This window comes from Pseudomonas syringae (genome assembly GCF_001698815.1).
GTDB lineage: Bacteria > Pseudomonadota > Gammaproteobacteria > Pseudomonadales > Pseudomonadaceae > Aquipseudomonas > Aquipseudomonas syringae_A.
On the sequence record NZ_LGSI01000049.1, the window covers coordinates 128,773 to 147,684 of the forward strand.

At 52.6% G+C, this 18,912-nt stretch carries 12 protein-coding genes; 5 read left to right on the forward strand and 7 right to left on the reverse strand.

The features are described from left to right. Window positions 1-24: 24 nt before the first annotated feature. Both AFK24_RS30780 and AFK24_RS15690 read right to left on the reverse strand, forming a co-directional pair. Window positions 25-1,569 (reverse strand): hypothetical protein, encoded by a 1,545-nt coding sequence (locus AFK24_RS30780; RefSeq protein ID WP_139110513.1) that lies wholly within the window; start codon window positions 1,567-1,569, stop codon window positions 25-27. Between the two features lie 37 nt (window positions 1,570-1,606). Beyond that, complete coding sequence (locus AFK24_RS15690; RefSeq protein WP_139110514.1) at window positions 1,607-1,900, reverse strand: hypothetical protein; 294 nt, start codon at window positions 1,898-1,900, stop codon at window positions 1,607-1,609. 399 nt (window positions 1,901-2,299) lie between these two features. Between AFK24_RS15690 and AFK24_RS31605 the strand changes: the two genes are divergently transcribed. From AFK24_RS31605 to AFK24_RS15705, 3 genes are all read left to right on the forward strand, one after another. Beyond that, window positions 2,300-3,733: a hypothetical protein gene (locus AFK24_RS31605; RefSeq protein WP_240500396.1), complete on the forward strand. Its 1,434-nt coding sequence runs from the start codon at window positions 2,300-2,302 to the stop codon at window positions 3,731-3,733. A 274-nt stretch (window positions 3,734-4,007) separates the two neighbouring features. Then, window positions 4,008-4,976, forward strand: a complete 969-nt coding sequence (locus tag AFK24_RS15700; RefSeq protein WP_065834067.1) for a hypothetical protein — start codon at window positions 4,008-4,010, stop codon at window positions 4,974-4,976. Next, window positions 4,976-5,344: a hypothetical protein gene (locus AFK24_RS15705; protein ID WP_065834068.1), complete on the forward strand. Its 369-nt coding sequence runs from the start codon at window positions 4,976-4,978 to the stop codon at window positions 5,342-5,344. The genes AFK24_RS15700 and AFK24_RS15705 overlap by 1 nt, the downstream gene beginning before the upstream one ends. Before the next feature lie 875 nt (window positions 5,345-6,219). Here the strand turns inward: AFK24_RS15705 and AFK24_RS15715 are convergent. Next, a complete protein-coding gene (locus tag AFK24_RS15715; protein WP_065834070.1) occupies window positions 6,220-7,350 on the reverse strand; it encodes a hypothetical protein in 1,131 nt (376 codons plus the stop codon). 2 nt (window positions 7,351-7,352) lie between these two features. Continuing rightward, window positions 7,353-8,222 carry an HET-C-related protein gene (locus AFK24_RS15720; protein ID WP_065834071.1) on the reverse strand — a complete coding sequence of 290 codons (870 nt, stop codon included), beginning with the start codon at window positions 8,220-8,222 and terminating at the stop codon, window positions 7,353-7,355. 476 nt (window positions 8,223-8,698) lie between these two features. Between AFK24_RS15720 and AFK24_RS31195 the strand changes: the two genes are divergently transcribed. Further along, entirely contained in the window at window positions 8,699-9,181 is a 483-nt protein-coding gene (locus AFK24_RS31195; protein ID WP_170826341.1) for a hypothetical protein, read from the forward strand. Between the two features lie 458 nt (window positions 9,182-9,639). Here the strand turns inward: AFK24_RS31195 and AFK24_RS15730 are convergent, their stop codons facing one another. The 3 genes from AFK24_RS15730 to AFK24_RS31200 form a co-directional block, all read right to left on the reverse strand. After that, window positions 9,640-10,344, reverse strand: a complete 705-nt coding sequence (locus tag AFK24_RS15730) for a hypothetical protein (protein ID WP_065834072.1) — start codon at window positions 10,342-10,344, stop codon at window positions 9,640-9,642. Further along, a complete protein-coding gene (locus AFK24_RS15735) occupies window positions 10,322-16,570 on the reverse strand; it encodes an NACHT domain-containing protein (RefSeq protein ID WP_065834073.1) in 6,249 nt (2,082 codons plus the stop codon). The genes AFK24_RS15730 and AFK24_RS15735 overlap by 23 nt, the downstream gene beginning before the upstream one ends. Before the next feature lie 339 nt (window positions 16,571-16,909). Then, window positions 16,910-17,074, reverse strand: coding sequence for a hypothetical protein (locus AFK24_RS31200; protein ID WP_170826342.1), 165 nt, complete (start codon window positions 17,072-17,074; stop codon window positions 16,910-16,912). 1,089 nt (window positions 17,075-18,163) lie between these two features. Here AFK24_RS31200 and AFK24_RS15745 point away from each other — a divergent pair. Further along, complete coding sequence (locus tag AFK24_RS15745; RefSeq protein WP_065834075.1) at window positions 18,164-18,868, forward strand: hypothetical protein; 705 nt, start codon at window positions 18,164-18,166, stop codon at window positions 18,866-18,868. The last annotated feature ends 44 nt before the right edge of the window (window positions 18,869-18,912 follow it).

Consider the following 18,912-nt stretch of genomic DNA (forward strand, 5'->3'; position numbering starts at 1 on the left):
TGACTGTTGCGATCTGGACGATACTCACAGGTCGATAGGTTCTGCTTTGAGAATAGGAAGGGGAGGTGGATCGAATTCCACTGAAACAGGTCTTTCAATGCGTTCTTGCAAAAGAGTGACAGCTATTTCTGCCGCTGCAATGCCAACGCTGTCGTAAGGAAGCCCATCAAAGCTCATAGGACCTACATTTCCAATCAAATGTCCGAGCAATCTATGGTTAGCCCCTGCAATGGCGCATTTCGAGAACGTTGCGTCGCTGATCCCTATAGGGACAGAATGGCCTCCAATACTAAGCAAGGGCGGTAGTCGGGCTAGATTGTGGGCTTTGAGTGATCCATTTGTTAGCTCCTCCGCACGGAAAATTGCAGTCTCGGAAGGTGCAATCAAGGCGGCCGGTAGAACTTGTCGTAATTTGACGGACTCGATGTATGCGTCGTGCAGTAATATACGTAACGAGTTGGTGGCCGAATGCCCATAGCGCTTAGCTGGGTGTGGCGTATTGCGGAGACTTGTTTCTGGAAGACCTGCTGCAGAAATAAGATCATCGCAGTACGAGCGTGTTCTCTCCGGGCTTAGCTCGCAAAGTAGATCGCAAGGAACAACGCCTACCTGTCGCACGGCCTTGGCTAGCCTCAGAAACCGCAAGGGTGGCGCTATGTCTAGCCAACTGGGACGGGTTGTCGAAACCTCTGGGGCGTAATTCCCGTCTAGAGCAATACAGCAAATGATGCCAAGAGTTAGAAGCGGCCGTTGGGTGTTTAAATCTAATGCGGGACAGGCGAGAGCAAATGCGTGAAAGGCATTGCCGTAGTCGTTGCGCTCTTTGGACTCCCATGAGCGAACGTGTGTCTGTTGGATATATGTAGCGCTCGCTAAGTCTCCTCGACGGCGAAATGATTCGGCAGAATGCGCATAAGACCAATGCTGATTTAACACTGCATGGCATTCTGCGATGTTTGTGCTCGAAAGAGTTGGATAGGCACATCGTGCCAAATAGCGAGAGTAATTTCCGAGCGGGGCGTGATCGAGGGCGATCTCTCGAAGTGAGCGCTGCGGAAGCATTGCGACTTTACTGATGAATGGACCGGCCTTGTCATAGAGTACTGCAAGTCCGTATCTATAGGCAGATGATTCCAGTGAGGCAAGCGTCCGATCGGACGTTTCTAGTTCATGGCGTAGCAGGTTCAAGCTCCACCAGTGTTGTTGGAGCACCATGCCAATTGGGCCGAACTCGGGGCGACGCAACGTTCGCTGGCGAGCATCCAGTTGTAGAGTGGCATCTCCTTGCGACCGGCGAAAGGTAAGGGCTTCAACCTGTTCCGGCGTAAACATGCCTAAGAAGGATTCGGCAATTTCGGATCGAGAGTGGTCAATCCGAGATAGAAAACGACCGTAAGAAAATGCATTAGCCTGAATCCAATGAGATTGCTCGTGTTCTGCTAACGCAGCATATTCCAGGAAATCGGGGGGGATAGGGGTTCCGCCGTCTCCCATGTCTGCCAAGGTCTTTTCGGACCAAGGTGCATCTGGAATAACTGTAAAACAAGTGTCAGGCCAATAAGCAGCCACTCCCTCCTCAGATGCGTGAGGTCGCGGGAACAGCCAGCTATTTGTCCGACTCATCCTTCTTCACCTTGTCCTTGCCATAGCGAGTCTCAAGTACGTGCCAAACTTTCATGGAGATTGCTTTTAAAACATCGTAGGTCATGCCTGCTGCAACTGCTTCGCCAACCCAGATCAGCACAGTGCTAACGGGTTCTGCTCTACGAGGTGGAACCGATAAGGAAATGCTTTTGGGTTTGAGCTCTATACGGAGAATCGCCATTTCCTCCCTGGTGAGGGTGCTCCTCAGTAAATTCTCGATGTCGGCAAGATCGCCAGACACTTGGTATTTGGTCATTGCGATGCCCTCAGCTATGACGCGAATCTTAAATATAGCAGCAGAATCCACGGGGACTGGGATGGGGGCACTTGGAACCTTGGCCTTTGAATACCTAGCCCATTATATTAATGTCACTTTGACATCTAAAGGCTTTCTACTTTCTTTCAGGGAGTAGTCTATTGTCGATATTTGCTTTCAGGACGGTACGTTCAGGAGCCTAGCGCTGTATTTGTGCATAGTGAGCTTTCGTCCATCCTTCGCTCGATACGTGGATGAACCCCGAAAGTTGATTACCTGCACTATCTCACTCTGGAGCAGTTTGAACATTCAAGACGCCGCTACCTTTTTCATGTGATGGCATATTGATATATTCTGGTTCTACATTCAGGTCGCTACACAATAAATCAAGGAGAGACGATGGCCTTCTTCCAAGTAGACAGAACGCAATTTCCGATTGGCCAAGGAGGCTTCCATTCAACTGTTGTTGATACCCCCCACAACGGTCGCCTAAGCATGGTGATCGACTGCGGAGGCTCCAACGCGCTGCATCGTGATCGGCTGATCGAGGCATTTTCCCAAAGAGGGCGTCAGCACGACATTTTGGCAATCAGTCATTTCGATGAAGACCACATTAACGGAGTGGAAGCGCTCCACGCGGCAGGCATTAAGTTCAACACGGTTTTCCTGCCGCATGTTGAAACCGAGCACTACCTGCTGTGGATGACCTTGAGGCTAAGTGCTGGTGAGCTCAGCGGCGACGAGCTGGCCCGCATTGTACAAATAGGGGGGCGCTTGTACGGCGGTGACTTCGGGCCGGTTGTGCGCGTTGGCCCGCCGGGTCCGACACCACCTGGCGATATGAGATCCGACCAGTCTGGGGACAACCTGAAAAGGATGTTGACTGATGATGCCTACGAGTCCGTCATAAAGGCCCGAGGGGCACATGGACAGATTTTTTCATGTTCGCAGTCGCTTACCTTCAGGAACATCGACTGGCTTTTTCGCTTTTACTCACGTGAATGGGCGTATCCCGAGGAGGTGCGAGCCATTTGGGAACTCCCGTTTCTTGCCAAGCTGAAGGCGATGGTGAACCGCGCGACGCATCCAATGTCTCCGAGGGGATGGGCCTTGTTTGCCACCGATCTGGAAATTGAGCTGTCGTCCAAAGTTCCACCTTCCGACGGGGCCCAAGTGAAATCGCTCTTGGGCCCGAGGCCAAATAAGGCTGACCCTCGCTTGAAACCTTTGCAAAAGCTGGCAAGGGAAATCCAGGTTAAGTCAGGTGGGCTCAGTTGCAAGAATGTTCTGAGCCAGCTGTACTTGCTCAGCGAATCACTCAAGGATTACAACGACGCATCGATGTGCGTCTACTCCGGACCGGCTCAGCGCGGCATCGGCGCAAGGCGCGAGCTGTTCTCCCGTTCAGTCCATTCTGGGCACTGGGCACTGCGCTCGCAGAAGTTGGACGGTATTTCCAACCGCGACGTAGGCTGGATCTCCACCGGCGATGCGGACTTTTCAACGCTGGTGAAACTGCACGATTTCCTGTGGCATTACCACGCCGAAATAGCGCTGACATCAGTCTTCGTGTTGCCGCACCACGGGTCGCGGATGAGCTATGACTCAAACATGGACCGCTTGCGGGAACTGATCGCCAACCTTAGCGACCGGCCGCTGTTCATTGCGCCGGCAAATCCGGAACATAAAAAATATCGCCATCCACATTGGCCGGTGGAGTCCACTTGCCGCAAGGCTGGTGATTTCTATGTCGTCGACCAGGACCTTGCCTCGTTCTATCGGGAATCCGTTAAAACGGTGCGAAATCTCACCGGCCTGATGATCCTAGAGTAGCGGTACCAGCTTGGCTGGCAGCCTTTGACAGGATAAGAGCACATCCAACTGTTCCGCAGCCAAGAGATCCAACAATGGATATCTTGGCTCGCGCCCACGAACAAAGGATCGCCCGCGTAGCGCAACTGAAAAACAGGAGCTTGCGTTCAACCAAACCGCATCATTCGTCTTAATGAGGAAAGCCCTGGTTTTATGGGCTACCATCCGAAAGGGCCTCTTTTGAGACGCCATTAGATCTTCCGATAAATTGGATAACGGAATATGAGGGTACGCCATGGCCGATTTTTGGGGTTTTAGGTGGTTCACTCTGCTTGTGTTGTTTGGTATTGGAGGGTGTTCTTCAATAAGCCTTGAGTCTGCAAAGTCTCTAAGCTCTGCTGGTGAAAGCTTCACTGTTCAGGCTAAGGCTGCAGTATTTGTTTCGGAGTCTGAATATCAGCTCGCGAGAGATAGCGAGGCACTGATGCATGGGTATTCTGATACAACTACGGATGATCAATATAAAGAAATACTTTCCCTCTCCGAGAAACTAAATGGAGAGCTGTCAAAACGCGCTGCCGTCCTTGATAAACTTGGCGAAGTATATAGTGCATTTGGCAGTCTTGCAGCTATTAACGCTGCTGGAGACACGGAGTCCGCGATCGATATGTTGGGCGCATCAATCAATGAGTATGCGACCGCAAGAGGGAAGGAGCAGCCTGTGAAGGCTAGTGTCGCAGGGGTGATTTCTAAGGTCGGAGGGTTAACTGCTGGTGAAGTTCAAAAGCGGAGGGTTAAAGAGGTAAGTGTAGAAATAAGGTTACGGCTGATTGCATTCAAAAGTCTACTATCCGATCCGCTCGTTGCATCTCAGATGCATAGCTATAAAAGTCATGTTGGATCAAGTTACGGGGCTGCTGTCAGGCAGCTCTGGGATAGCGGGCTTTATGACCCTACTCAGTTGTTAAATGACTTTGGATCTGTCTCTGGTATGACAGCACAGAAAGATGCATTAAAAACAATAAACTCTAGCCCGCAGTTGCAGAGAGCCTTTAGAGAGTTTCTTGCTAAGCGCCAAGAGCAGAAGTTAACGCTTATTGCGGAGTCATATGAGTCCACACTCTCGATTCTGGGGAAGCTGATTGGTGGTCATGAAAAGCTTGAAAAGGGGGAGGAGCTTAATTTGGCTCGAATCAGGGAGATGACTGCAAGGCTAAAAGAAATTGTCTCAATTATCTCTAAGGCTAAGGCTGGCGACAGTTAATGGGAGAGATTAAAATGCTAATTGATTCAGATGGGACCCTGACAAAGGATGAGGCTCTTGACGCATTACGGGCTGCCGCAGAGTCCGCTACTAATTCGCTGCCAGATGCTTTCCAGAAGTGCAATACTGATGATGAGCGAAAAGTGGTAATGAGGCATCGAGATGCCATAGTTTTAGCCCATCTTCGAGCGCTAGATAAATCTCTTCAGTACAACTCCAAACCATTTGAAGACCTTGCCAAGGAATTGTCTGATCAGGCCGCGAAGCTAGGACTTCAGGTCAGTAAAACTAAAGATGCCACTGATACTATACTGCTGTTCTCTGATCTTCTGCAATTGGCTGCCACCTTAGCGCTTGCATTTGCCTGAGACTGGAGGATGTATGAACAAATGTCTTTGCTCCTGTTTGTCATTATACCTGTCACTGGGGTTACCATCCTTAGCATACTCCCAGGTTGTGTATGTTGAACCGATGCGATTGCTTAGTAATAGTGGAAAGGTCGAGCCCGATAGGAAAATCACCAAAATACTTGTCTCGCTTCTGACAAAGAGGGGCGTCCAGGCCCAAGCACTGGATACACCTGCCGCAGGTGCTGAACCCAGCGGAGCATATGTGGTTACAGGGTTCGTTCAGAAGAAACCCTTGTTTGAGCTACCTCCATGCTCTCCTGGATTAGAGCTAATTGGAGAGCCTGAGTTTTCTGCTTCCTTGCGTAAGCCGGACGGGACAGTAACCCAACTCAAAGACGTCTCTGGGGATGTCCGATTCGAGAAGAACGAGGTTTCTTGTCCTGCTATCAAGGTCAACCAGGCTGCTTTAGAGCGAGAGGTATCGAAAGTGTTAGACAAACTCGTCGGAGAAATTAAAGGAGCTGTGGAGTCCGGTAAGTAGTGGGCTTGCCCACACGGCTCTGCACTTAAGCGTTGAGGAATAGACTGCACTCGGTGGTTAGGATGTAGGGTGCAGAATGCTTGCTAAACGATCACGTTCAGGTTCACGCACATTGCGCGTACTCAGAATTTCGTTGAAAGTACTGATGGTATTGGGCTGGCTGATCGCTCACGGTCCTCACGATTCGGTCGCGCACCAGTATTTTCAAATGCCGCGACCCATTCCCTTTGTGCATTCTTGATTGCGTTCGATTCCCTTAAGTTCTGCATTTCCGCCACATACCGGGCGCGCTCTTCCAGTTGCTCCGCTGTCAGCGCCTTGCGTTGTGTATATGAGCGGATCGCGTCGCCTCTTATTTGCACGAGGGGGGCATAGACGCATTCACCATCGTGCAAATGTCTGCCTGGACTGCATCCATGTACACTGCCATTTCCCGGTAAATATGGCTGAAAATAGGGCTCAACTCGGACTGAAGCTGCGCAACTGATTCAAACTGGGTTTTGCTTGTGTCATCCGGTAGATCGGCCGAGATTGGCCTCATTGCCTCAGCTATACGTCCCATACGCTGATCGAGGGAAGGGTGTGTGGTGGATTGCAGAGGGTGATAGATCTTTCCTTTACGACCATTCAGTGTGTCGCAAACAAATTTTCGGGCGTTCGCCTCGACGGTTGCCTTTGGCGTCGGAAATTCGGTCGGCATGAAAGCTTTATGGACCGCTGGACGGCTAATGAACTCCTGTTCTAGTGAGAGTCGTTGCCAACCATTAGCTGCTAACACGAGTTGGTCCACATTCCAGAGCAGAGAGCCGCGCTCAGAAAAAAGGGGCTCTCGGTATGGCGGCTTTGGAAGAAGCTTTTTCATCACATCCACCGCTAAGGCATCTGCTTCTTCCTCTCTGGCTGTAGAGGCTGGATCACATGAGGTTTGTATTGCCTGAAGCTTGATCTCACGAGGCTGAGCCAGGTCAATTCGGACAACCCGCCCCTCGTACTCACCAGTGTGCCGTTGATAGATATGACCGAGTTCGTGGGCGAGCACGTATAACAGCGCCGGATTGGCTCGATCTGGTTTGTCTCCAACATATGCGAATAACGATACTGCCCTCGAAGAACACCGGAGTTCCATCTTATCGGCAGCAACGATGAGGCAGCCGCCGCGAACGCTCAGTTCATCAAGTGGCTCTTCCTTGCTCATTGATTGCTTAATGCAGCCTTTAGCGTCAGTTTTACTTAAATTCGCGTCGGACACGATGTAGACGGTCAGAGTGCTAGGCGTACCTGTGGCCGATCGCGGATTTACGGCGACAGTGTTAAAGGGCAGCGTTTTTCCGAGCTCGCGGTATGCCTGTGCTGCCCGCTTGATAGTCTCTGCAACCAATGGAGCGGCAGTGCTATCCAGTCGGCAGGCTGGAACTACCTGTGCATTTGCTGAGAGAGAGAAACATAAACAGCCAGCCAATACCGCTTGCAGTGCGCTCCGCATGATCATTCCTTTCCGTCGATGCCGCGTCGATCTACCAGTGTTTCAAAAGCTACATGCTGTCCATTCAGGTCTTTGAGCAGAGGCCATCGCTTGAATGCATCCTCCATCAGTTGCAACGAGGCCTCTCTGGCTAGGAACACCGCCACCTTGTATTGGCTGATGTTCTGCATATGAGGAAGCTTTTTTGCTCCGCTCTTAGTGGTAGCGGTATCCTTTGCAAGATCACCATGCGACGTCGTGTTCGCTGGACACTTCTGTGGAAACCCCCAGAAGACGTAGCCAGAGTAGAGGCCTTGCTGACGAAGTTCATTGATGCGATCACGGCCTTTGGGTCGCCACGGCGCTACAACTTCAATCTCGGTTACCTTCTTGGCTTTGGGCGCTTGCAGCTCTACATAGTTGCTGTGCGCGTAAAAGTCCTGCACAGCATGCAAGGCCTGTCCGATGGAAAAAAAAGCGCTACCCGCGGCTGCTTCCATAGCTTTTAGGTCTCCGACGTCCTTGGCCTTCTGCGCAGTTCCCACTTCTACGTCAGCTTCATCCAACAGGCTCGTAACGTAGGTGATTGCGGAATCAAAATCGCAATTGTCAAAATGCGCTTTGGACTCGAATTGATGAGCGATGTCTTGCTGGTAGAGGGCCTTGCGCAGTTCGGCGAGGTAGGAGTTCGCTGCTAAGCTTTCGAGCACCTCTTTGTGGGTGCTCATGTCGAATGGCTCATCGCATCCGATACATAAGACAGGCGGATTGCTCTGTTCAAGGGACGGCAGGATGTCAGGCGGAGGCGGGGGTTTTGTCGAGGCATCTTCGGCACAGGCCAATTGCCAGGAAAGTGCTATGGTCCCCAAAGTCACAATGGCTCGGCTCAGCATGCTTATTCTCCTTGCCTCTTGTGCTGCGGCCGTAAGGACCGCACCATGCTCCTCAGAGACATTCTGACTCAAGAGCCTGAATGGCCAGCGAATACTGCTCCTATGCCTACAGAAGCGTATCTCACGCTCTTGCGTTTGTCGCAGGACTTGGTGTGTTTTGTGTTCTTGGGTCGCAAGGGATCGCGGCGGAGGATCCAGTAGTCATTCGCGGTTTGAAGCACTCGGACTCTAAATGGCCAGCTTTCGAGTCGGCCATTAAGTCTGCAAATCTAATCTCTGCGCCGAGTGGACCAGTTCTCTCTCCATCCTGGAGCTGGGACGGCGACAATGGGCGATCTGTGCCTGTCTATGAAGTGGAGTCGCCCTCTGGCGCCCTCTCGACACCTGCTGTAGTGCCGCGGAACTGTTGGTGCATCTTTGTCAATCGGATGGCCTTCGAGTTATGGATGCGAGCTCACTCTACCGGGCAAGGACGCATGTCGTTGGAAGCTCAATACCTGCTGACGTTTATGCTACTCCATGAACTTGGTCACCTAAGCAAGCAAACTTCAGGAGCGGAATTTACCAACGGCGCCTTGTCGCAACTGAACATCGACCCAAGTCTTGCGAAAGCAAATGAAGAGAAAGCCGACGAGTTCGCAGCAGGGCTCCTTCGCCAATGGGGACAGTCGGCACCAGCCTCAACCACATCGCTTGAAGCGAACTGGGTAGCCATAGAGCTGGCGAAGCTCAGCTGGAACATGCAGGCTTATAGAACGCTTGATGAGTTTGGTGCCATGGAGACGGGAAAGCCTTCCGTTTTCTTTGATCAAAATTTGACTCACCCCAATCTGGGGTGGAGGGTGCTTCGGAGTAATTACTTAATCCAACAATCGGAGGAAGCCAAAGCGTTACTTGATGCCTTCGAGGAGGCTCGCCAAAAAGGCGCAGACGGACATCTTTTGTATGAGAGTCCATAGGTCATTTTTCACACTTGATTTTTCAGGTATTGCCAACTGCCCAAGGTCTAGGGCAACTCTCTTGCGTGGCGATTTGAATGGTCTGTGTTGAGCATTGGTCCGCAGGTTTACCGCAAACATCCCCTCTCGATTCCTCCACAGCGAGCTCTACAGTGTCTGACTGAAGGCCGTTGATTTTTGATCAGTCGTTTTAACCGACTAACCATCACTGACGCATCGAAATTCACGAGTGCAAAACTAGTCGTCTTAAGCGACCTATCTTGGAATATTGGAGGCTTTCACCAAGAGATGAGCCTCGTTGGGAAATTGAATAGACTTGCCCACCCATTTGCATTCGGCCTGACCAGTCATTTGCATCGGGTTTGACTAGCACACTTCGCGGACATGACAGGCAGAGAACGACCCACATCGGAAAATGTGAACGCGAATTTTCATGCAGCGCCAGCGACTATAGTGGTTCATAGCTCGTCTTGAGGATCGAGACCGGTGCCAAGCTGCTCACGAAGTTCGGTAGCTACGGTGCTGGCCAGCATGGAAAACTTTTCGAGTTTGGCGATTTTGTCGCTTAGGCTTTTCTTTCTGGCTATTTCCGTTTTTTCTTCGCGGTCTGCATCGTCGGAGTACAAGCGCTCTAGCAAAAAATCGATGGTCTGTCGATCAGGTTCTGTTTCTACACCCGCCTTCAGTGCAGCCTCCACCCATGACTGCGCTTGAGACGCTGCCGCTGCACCTGCGGTCCGCAGGGCATGTTGGATGAGCACTCGCGCGGAGTAATCGAGGCTGAAAGCGAGTTCCAGCCAGTGACGGGTAGGCTCATCAACGGCATCCAGCGCTGCCTCTCTCAAATTAGGCCGAAAATAGCGATAGTCATCCCCGCGTTCGACATCCAGCGCCGCCAGTGTTCTGGTGATTGGCTCAATTTCCTGGAACGGCCTCAGGTGGGCGGGTAACGTATTCCGGTGCCCCCAGAGAGTAAGGATGGCTTTTGCACATTCATCGCGCATCGCTGAGGTAGCTTGCACGGGATTACTCTCGATCGCGTCGATACGGGCCGAGATGTCATGCGCCATCCATTGGCCAAGGAGGTCGTCGGCAAGCCCAAGCTTCGCGACCAAGCGCTTACCTAGTTCCAGTACTGCTTTAGAGTGGGTGCTTGATTGCATCGCGGTCCATTAGGTAGTAACGCACATAGGGGGCTGGATAGGGTTCAAACTCTTCGCCTTTTTGGCGGTTACGAGGGGGGACTCGTCTAACCGAAACGCTGAACACCAAGCAATCCAATGGATACCTTTCGAGCAACGACTGGACGAACGCAAGATTACCACTCAGGCGCGCGCCTTTCACACGCTCTGCCTCGCGCCCATATCCTACAGCCTGAGTCCAGGACTCACCACGCAGTTGCCCGCCGGATTCGGAACTCCACCACCGCCCATCCTCTGACACATGAAGCCCAAGATCTTCAACCGCTGCGGCACTGGGCGAAATTGCAGGATAACCAATCTCCGCAGCCCACGGATCGTATTCGTCCAGGCCGAGTGAGTTTCCGTCGTGTGCGATCCAACCTTTCAGGGAAAAATCGCCGATCGTTTGCAGCTCATTGTGATTGGTAGAGGGCAGGGAAAAGGTATCGAGTTGCGGTGCGGTTTGAAGCGCTGCAATCAATGCATGGGCGCCCGTTCGAGATACTAGCGCGCTTCGGATGGATACCATCTCTCTATTGTCCTGGTCCCCAGTGCTCCAAGACCCCCAAAATACACGCAGCCCGTCGTCGGTGAGCAGGTGCTGGTCAAGATAATCAAGGGTTACTCGCCAGCACCAAGTGCTATCGGAATAACTCTCCTTCGGTGGCGGTCGCGGTACAAGCGCCGGATCTCTACGATCAGCAAGCCAGCCACCATCCGAGCGGGTGAGCAAATGCTCACTCAGCCACTGGTCAAATTCATTTTTTGTTTTGTCGCTTTCGTGCCGAATGGCTCGCTGTTCCAAAAGAGTGGATGCGATGATCATCATTGCGTGATACGCATGATAGGCGCAAAGGTCGTCCGTCTGAGGCATGCAGCCGTGAGAGTGCATGGTTTCACGCTCTACAAAAATCTTTCGGGTGTAGCGCGCATCATCTCTTGACCATCCTGTAGGGGCTCCGAACCGGTCGTGGATGACCTTGCGGGCACGGATTTCCATCGCGTTCTCACTGACCCCAAATACTTTGCCGAGAGGAGCGAGCCAGTATGGGCCTATGTCGACACCGAAATAGTAGCGCTCGTCATTTCCAACAGCAGTGTCAGTCAGGTTGTCGTCATCCGCATCAAGCTCAACCCAGCCGCTGTAAATCTTTGGCGGAAGGTGGGGCGTATTAACAGAGTCGAGATCGGGGTCGACCACCTTTGCGACCAAGCCCGCATCCTGTGCCAAACGCAGTGCCTGCGCAGAAAAAGTACGCAACAGCACATGCTCTTCTTTCAAGCAGATATGGAGGAAGGGGAGGAATGGGATGAGGCTTTGGGGATTCTCACGCCCGCCCCGGACCAGGCCGATCAGCATCCACTGCTGAGCATGCCATTCGTAGAACTCCAGCCCCTGATCAACGAAGGATGGAGCGGTCCTCGCTAGTGCGCAGCGCTCAAGTGCATCCAACAGCTCGAGCCACGACAGTTCGGAACATGCCCGCACGACATGGGTGAACTCCCACCGCATAGCTGCAACTGGCGATCCCAGCCCTGCCCAGATATAACTTGCAAGCGCGTCGATACAGTTTGCGGGCGCACGTAGCTTTTCAGACCAAGGCCCATCGCCATCTTCTGGGCACAAGGCGTCCTCAAGCAGATCGAGCCCGTAATTCAAAGCTTCATCCGCCTCAATGGCGTTCAGAAATGAAGCCACCGGCTCAATCAGCTGAAATAGCCCGCTAGCGTTTAACTTGTCAGCATGCATCGCAAAGCCTTCTACGGTGGCTTGTGCGATGTCCCGATTGGTGATTATCCCTGACGCGACGATCCGCTCAAACGGCAGTAAGCTTGCCCATCCGTGGCGACCCGTGCGCTCAGGCTCACGCTTACACACACAGCGCACCGCTTCGCGCAAAGCTGTTTTTGAAGACACCATTCGTAACGCTGTATCTGGAATCGCATCGAGCAAATAGCGTAATTCAAATACGCCAAATTCGACCCATGCCGTGACCGCCTGGATGAATCCGGGCATCCCGGCGAGCCCGACATGACGAATTCCCTCGCGGAAAAATTCGTCGAACTGGTACGGCGTATCGTATGTCTTGAGATCGGCGTACGCAGTCCTCAATGCTGAAGAATCTGCCATGTCAGTCCCGTCGAAAAAGTGCTGCCAATCTGGTGTGCTTCTGACGATGGGCTGGTGTAGCGGGCTCTCAGCCGCAGCTATCTCTGTATGATCAGCTGCCGGTGCGGACTGGCTGTCCACCCACAAGCGCTGAGCATCCGGTAATTCGAGATCAATGTCGCGACCAATCTGAATTAATGCCTGCCAAGCGTCTGGCATATGAGACTGTGTGCGAAGGTACCGATAGGCAATTTGCGTAACCGTACGGACATCGAATGGCGACTTCGGGTCATCAAGTGTAGTCTGTAGGTCTTTCAGTCTACTCCAGTGAGCATCGATCCCTGCGAGCGCCACCGGAGTGATGGTCGGAAGATGGCCTCGGCTCACCAGGTGATTGATGGCTACCGGTAGCAATCGAGCCTCATCGCCAAATCGCCGATCCCGCCAACGGCTCAAAATTGCAAGTGCTGATGAGGGGCAGAGGTCGGCGAGCGCCTCTACGGTCCTGTTCCAGTCAAAGTACTTATCGCGAGCGACAAACTCGTAAGTCAACTCGGCTACTCTGGATAAGCGATAGGCTGTCTCGGGCCTTGACTCCGTGGATGAAGCTGCCTGGGCCAGATCGAGCATTGCCGTCCAGCGAGATAAATTCTCATCACCGATTCGGCTTGCGATTTCGACGGCTCGACTGAAGTAGGCATTCGCCTCCGATGGGCTTAACGGCAGAATGGCACGAGCCAGGCGCACGTAAGCATTTGTTCGTGTTTCCGCGTCATCACGCAGTTGCTCCAGAGCTTCGTAGGCGGCGAAGGCAAAATCGAATGAGAGTTGAGTCAGCTCTTGGGTTCGAGCAGCGAGACGGCATAAGGTTGTCAGGGTGTCCGGCCACAGCGGCAATTCTCGGTTATTGATCCAGTCCTGTAACGCCGAGTGGTGTTGCGAACTCACGGTCGGTGAGTCGCGCAGGATTCGAATCCATTCAATCGCCGCGGCCTGACGAATCGTCGAGTGGCGTTGATAGTCGCGTGATTCAGCATTTTTGGTGGCTTGAATCGCTGCTGCAATGTGTGCTCCCAGATCAGAAGGGCATCGACCACAGCTGATTTTCACTGAAAGTGTTATCCATGGAAGCAGTCCGCCAACGTCACGCTTGAATACCTCTGTTTCACGGCTTTGTCCGTAGGACTTAGTTTTAGCGAGCTGTTGGCGCACCTCGGTAGGAGCTAACTCGAGCAGCGTTAGCTCACACCCGCGCAGCTCAGCTTCGAGCGCGTAAGCACGGATCATCGGAGCACGTTCAGATCCGTATGAATCGGATAATAGAGTAGGAGGCGATGGAGGGAGATAGCGCTGAATAATCGCTATCCAAGTTTCACGATCAATCGGAAGGGTTCGCATTGCAAGTGAAAGCGCCGATTGCACCGCATATAGCACCTCCCATCGCTCGTCCCAGCCCGAGGACTCTGGCAATTTCACACGTCGATCGGCCAAGAGGCGGATGAGTCGTGCCAACGGCGGGGCAGGAAAGCTTACGCCGGCATGTGCGACTTCACTGGCGAGGCCGAGAAGAAGCCAGACATCATTTCCTGCGGCATACGCCAAGGCGTCAAGATCCGAGTACTCGCACAGATCTATCAGTTTCTGAGCAATGGACTTGCCGCTCATCATCGCGAGGTGCCGGAACTTCCAGCGTCTCAAAAATTGCGCGGCGGCTTCGGGGCCCTGGAGTCGAAGCGTCGCTAATGCAATTTCGGCTCTATCGGCGTTTGTGACGCGTTCGCGTGGACCGTCATCAGGGGCGCTTCTTGCCCACGCATATAACCAGTCCATCGCCATCCGCAGCCGGCTCGAGGCCTCGGCGGTGAACTCCTTGATTCCAGACAACAGGCACGCATCATAGGCATGATGCGACCCCATCCAAGTGGACTCGAAGATTCGTCTCGAAACGAGCTCGTTGACTCGATCTGGTGGCATTAAGCGGGCAGCGATATCTGTGTTTTCTTGAATCAGCTTCGTCTGCCGTGCCTCTCCTGCGTTTTCTCCCGCAGCCTTCAGCGCGAGTTTCGCTGCAGGCAGGTGGTGTCCCTGTTCAAGGCAGGCCTTGAGAGCGAACGTCAACCGCTGTAGCTCGACATCACGGCGTTCGAGGGGTTTAGCTTCGGGCAATCCTTCTCCGGAAAGCGCAAGATCGATTAGCTCATCCATCCGTCCTGCGGCCAGGAGGATCTGGGGAAGAGTCGATGCGACGTAGGAGCTTTCACTGGCAAGCGGACGCAAGCGATTGAGGAACTGGTTCAAACCGTCTGCATCTGGTTTGAACGTTTCGTGAAACCAGGTTTCTGCAGGCTCGTCGAGAAAATGGAGGCTTTCGCCTTTCACGAAAAGTGGTCTGCCAAGGTCAAGCGCGAACGATCGCACGGCGCTTTCCGAAGTGCCGGAAATCTTTGCGAGTACTCCTACCGGCACGAGAGGGCGCAGGATTGCCAAACCCTGGCAAATGAAGTCGATCTGATCGGATTCGACTCCGGCCTGATCTTTCAGCTTATCGACTGCACATTGCAGCAAATCCCCGATTGCACGCTCCACGGATGTAGGCTCCGGTCCCAACTGCTTGAGCATCTCCAGAATGGGTAACCGTCGCTCAAGTGCCAGAGATTGAACTCGCGGATTTGAACTGCTCAAAAATGCGAATTCGGCAACTTCGGCATGGGTCGCCTTAGGATAGCGAGTTCGTAAAAGCTGCGCGGTCTCAGCCTCATTGAAAGGCTTGAGCTCGACCTCTGTGCTGTCCAGCGGAGCGTTCAGGCGATGTCGTCGATGAGTCCTGCAGGTGAAAACCAGACGTACTCCATCGGGCATTGACGTTCGTATCAGATCTTTGACAAAGGCCTGATCGTTGAGCTCCTCGGCAGCCATATCCGCGTTGTCGGCAGCGTCTATGATCAGGCAGAGACTTGCGCCTGCTTTTTCAGCTCGCAATATACCGATCGCCTGGGCCAGTCGGCTACAAAATGCCTGCATGTACTGCTTGGAGTCAGCAAGGGGGGAGGGAATAAGCGGATGGCAAAGTCCTCGCGACGCAAGCTCGTTTGAAATCTGCACCAAGGCGTCACGATGACGATGTCTATAGTGCAGCGCATTGCGGTATAGCCCATCGCCGAAGCAGTCGTACAACACTGACTCCGAGCCATTAGGCATTGAAGTAGCTAACCGCTGAGCCAAGATCGACTTTCCCACGCCGCCATCTGCATGAACGATCACCGGGTGTGCGGAATGCAGGATGATCTCGAGAATCTTTTTTTCCTGCTCGCGCGCGAAGACATTCTCCGGGCGAATAATTTGGCAGGGTGCCGGTAGGAGTACCAGCTCGCTCACTTTTAGCGCCCGAAGCACATCATGTCGCCGGATTGCAGGGTCTTTTGTAAATTCACTGCCAGCCTTGCGCGTGACGAGCTCCTTCAACAGAACTGGAGCATCGTAATCGGCGTCCGCAAGATACCTGGCGATATCTTGGGATAAAAGATTTCGCTGCGTCCACAGGCTTGGTTCTTCCCCATCAAATGAAAATAAACTGAAGAAGTCGCTGTTCTGCGTGCCGGAAAGTTCTGAATACCCCAACAGCGTCTTTTCAATGGAGGAATGGCGAGCCCTGGCGCCTTTGGCCAAGTCTTGGAGTGCTTCTTTCAGTCTAGGGTCGATGGGCCGGTTGGTGGTGAACTCGAAGCGAAATTTTTGTTTCATTTCAGCATCGGAAAATTGCTCAAGAAGTTTTTTATACCGCTTGGTAAATCCACGCAGAGTCTTGCTCAAACCACCAGCCTGCCATGGTTCCACAATTTGCCGCGTTGAGTGCTTGAGCTGGATGTAGCGAACACATCGGGCTTCCATTAGCGCTTCCGAGCCGTAATAGAGCCCAACGTCGATGAGGTCGATGCCTTGCTCAATCTCCTCTTCGCCTTCATCAGAAGACGGACCTTCGACAGTGACCGCTTTTAGATCGCTCGAGCCCGGTAACAAGGCCAGGCACTGCCTTGCTGCCCAGTGATAGTGGAATTGATCTCCATCGCGGCTTGGTCGAACCAAATCCTTGTCTGCCATTTTACTTCTCACCACCCTTGTATAGCGCGAAGCTTACCGCAACGGGGAATCCATTAGGGTGCTACAGATTTCAGCGTACTCATGATCACATGCTCAATGAGTTGGTCTGACGTTCACGAGCGACCATGGGTCGTTGTTGGCCGGTCATGGTTACGAGGAGAACTGGTCAAGTTCGATACAGCCGGTCATCAACTCAAATGCAGTTCACTGGTTGAGCCGGATGCAGCCGGTTGGGCAGGCAAAGTGAAATTTCGCAGAGCTTCCAGACCGTGAAAAATCATGTGTGCTGAAGGCGGTAATAAAAAAATGTCGAAAGGGGGCTTGGTAGGGGGAGATTTTTTAGTGCTTCTCGGTGGGAGCCTGCCGCGCTTTACCGGCATCCCCCTTTTCAACCCGGCGAAACTCAGCCTTGATTGCTCTACCCACCCCCAGCAACGGTGCAAAATAGAGCCGCGGGGCTTCTTTCGCCGCGCTCATGAATTCTGAAAAAAATGTCGTTTTCATAGTAGTAACCCCTTCGTTACCTGAAACCGAAAATCTCATTTGTGTATACCAAACCCGCTCGTCAGCGGCAAGCTGAAGGCGTGGCGGTTGTGCAGGAGCTCTGTCATTACGTCCGATTTAATCATATGGGTCTCTGAATTGTCTGACATGGTTATCGTCCTTGCGTGATGGCGCGGGAGCCTGGCCAAACCTCATTTGCGGCCTATTTTGTGGGAATTTTCGTGACTTATGGCATGCAAATAAGCCCTTTGCCTGTTTTTGTGGCCAAAACCGTACGTTACCCACCGTCTGCTATTGGCCGATTCTGTTGAAAAAGTCGCCCCTGGTTTCCACGGTAGAAAAGTATGCGCTTGAGATTGAAATTTTTACTTTTAGCAGAGGATTTGGGGCTCAAATTTCGCGTAGCGACGCGCAATAAAGACGTTTTCAGCGGTCAGTATTGGGCAGTCTGGACGAACCAACTTTTTCAACACAATCGGCCGTTCTCTGCCGATCATGGTTGGAGAGCATGCTGGTTAAATTCAATGCAATCGATGGTCAGAACGCATGCGAATGACTGGTCAGGTCGAATGCAAACGGGTGGTCAAGTGGAGTGCAATTACGCATTCGTGGCAGGAGGGTATAGCAGTGTATCGATTGGTCAGAGCGTCAAGTTTCATCGATTTCGGAAGGTAGTGAAGGTTCCGAAGCCGAAGGCTGACATCGATGACTTTCCATCAGAAAGGGCGATCCTCTCTCTGCAAACTCGCGGTAATTTTCCCACCTTGTAAACCTATTTTTTGCACTGTTATCCACAGTGGTTAACAGCGCATAAAAATGATTTACACACTACGAAGTATTTCTCTTTTTGCCGGGGATCAGTACAGCCCCAGGTGCTCGATCATTATTGACGATGGGGCTGATGACGTGAGCAAGGAGCAAAGGAAAAGGGAGGCATTCAGCATTGTCTTGATCGACGACCTGCCATCGATCATTGATGCGAGCTTTCACAATAAACATGACATGAGAAATTCCTTTCGAGGATGACCGAGGGCCTGCTTCGTCCTCCGGTATGATGAGTTTTTGCGTGCCAAAATGTAGGAAGAATGTATGGGGGAGATCAATATTCCGCGCCACGAGCAGGATGCTCTGAGAGAGGTCGACGCTGATGTGCTGGACAAACTCATTGAGCAGGCTGCGTATGAAGAGACACCGAGCGCTCTTCAACACCTTCGACTTGCTAATTGCGGGCCGTATGTTGCGTCCAGGCTTCGAGCATTCGAACAGGCGCTGAAGGAGCACGGCAACGCCAAGTCAGCACAGAAACGAAATCAGACGGAGGATGACGTCCGAAGCGCTGGCAGCGATCTGGCGCATGCGGTCCAACAAATGAAGCAGCGCATGGAAACGGAAGAGAAGGAAGGGCAGCTCTTCTACGTTGATGACCAACTCATCCAACCCTACAGTTTCAGTGAGCGACTGACTGTGCGAGTGGGCTATCGCTGGCGTCGAATAATTGAGGATGATTGGTTGGAGGGCAGTATTACCTTTTTTCACGAGGTCGACTCACGCCCCGACTACACCATACCTGCGACCAAACGAAAACCCAGCGCTGCCAAACTGCAGCAAGATCGACAGGACACGCTGTCTCGCACATGGATGCACCTGATGGAGCTGGCGCTTCATTCGGTCAAAGAGTATTTCAGGGAAGGTGGTGACGGGAACACGATCCCGCTGACATTCCAAGCTACAACCGATCCCTATACTCGAGGACTCAACAACTACAGCGCTCAATTCTGGCGTGAACAGCCTTGAGCAACGGTAGCGCTACATTCGATTGCCGACGAGTGCTTCACGCA

Excerpts from the sequence above, each read along its gene's own strand:
- AFK24_RS15690 (WP_139110514.1), bottom strand. The coding sequence starts at position 1,900 with ATGACCAAATACCAAGTGTCTGGCGATCTTGCCGACATCGAGAATTTA.
- AFK24_RS31605 (WP_240500396.1), top strand. The coding sequence starts at position 2,300 with ATGGCCTTCTTCCAAGTAGACAGAACGCAATTTCCGATTGGCCAAGGA.
- AFK24_RS15700 (WP_065834067.1), top strand. The coding sequence starts at position 4,008 with ATGGCCGATTTTTGGGGTTTTAGGTGGTTCACTCTGCTTGTGTTGTTT.
- AFK24_RS15705 (WP_065834068.1), top strand. The coding sequence starts at position 4,976 with ATGGGAGAGATTAAAATGCTAATTGATTCAGATGGGACCCTGACAAAG.
- AFK24_RS15715 (WP_065834070.1), bottom strand. The coding sequence starts at position 7,350 with ATGCGGAGCGCACTGCAAGCGGTATTGGCTGGCTGTTTATGTTTCTCT.
- AFK24_RS15720 (WP_065834071.1), bottom strand. The coding sequence starts at position 8,222 with ATGCTGAGCCGAGCCATTGTGACTTTGGGGACCATAGCACTTTCCTGG.
- AFK24_RS31195 (WP_170826341.1), top strand. The coding sequence starts at position 8,699 with ATGTCGTTGGAAGCTCAATACCTGCTGACGTTTATGCTACTCCATGAA.
- AFK24_RS15730 (WP_065834072.1), bottom strand. The coding sequence starts at position 10,344 with ATGCAATCAAGCACCCACTCTAAAGCAGTACTGGAACTAGGTAAGCGC.
- AFK24_RS15735 (WP_065834073.1), bottom strand. The coding sequence starts at position 16,570 with ATGGCAGACAAGGATTTGGTTCGACCAAGCCGCGATGGAGATCAATTC.
- AFK24_RS31200 (WP_170826342.1), bottom strand. The coding sequence starts at position 17,074 with ATGAAAACGACATTTTTTTCAGAATTCATGAGCGCGGCGAAAGAAGCC.
- AFK24_RS15745 (WP_065834075.1), top strand. The coding sequence starts at position 18,164 with ATGGGGGAGATCAATATTCCGCGCCACGAGCAGGATGCTCTGAGAGAG.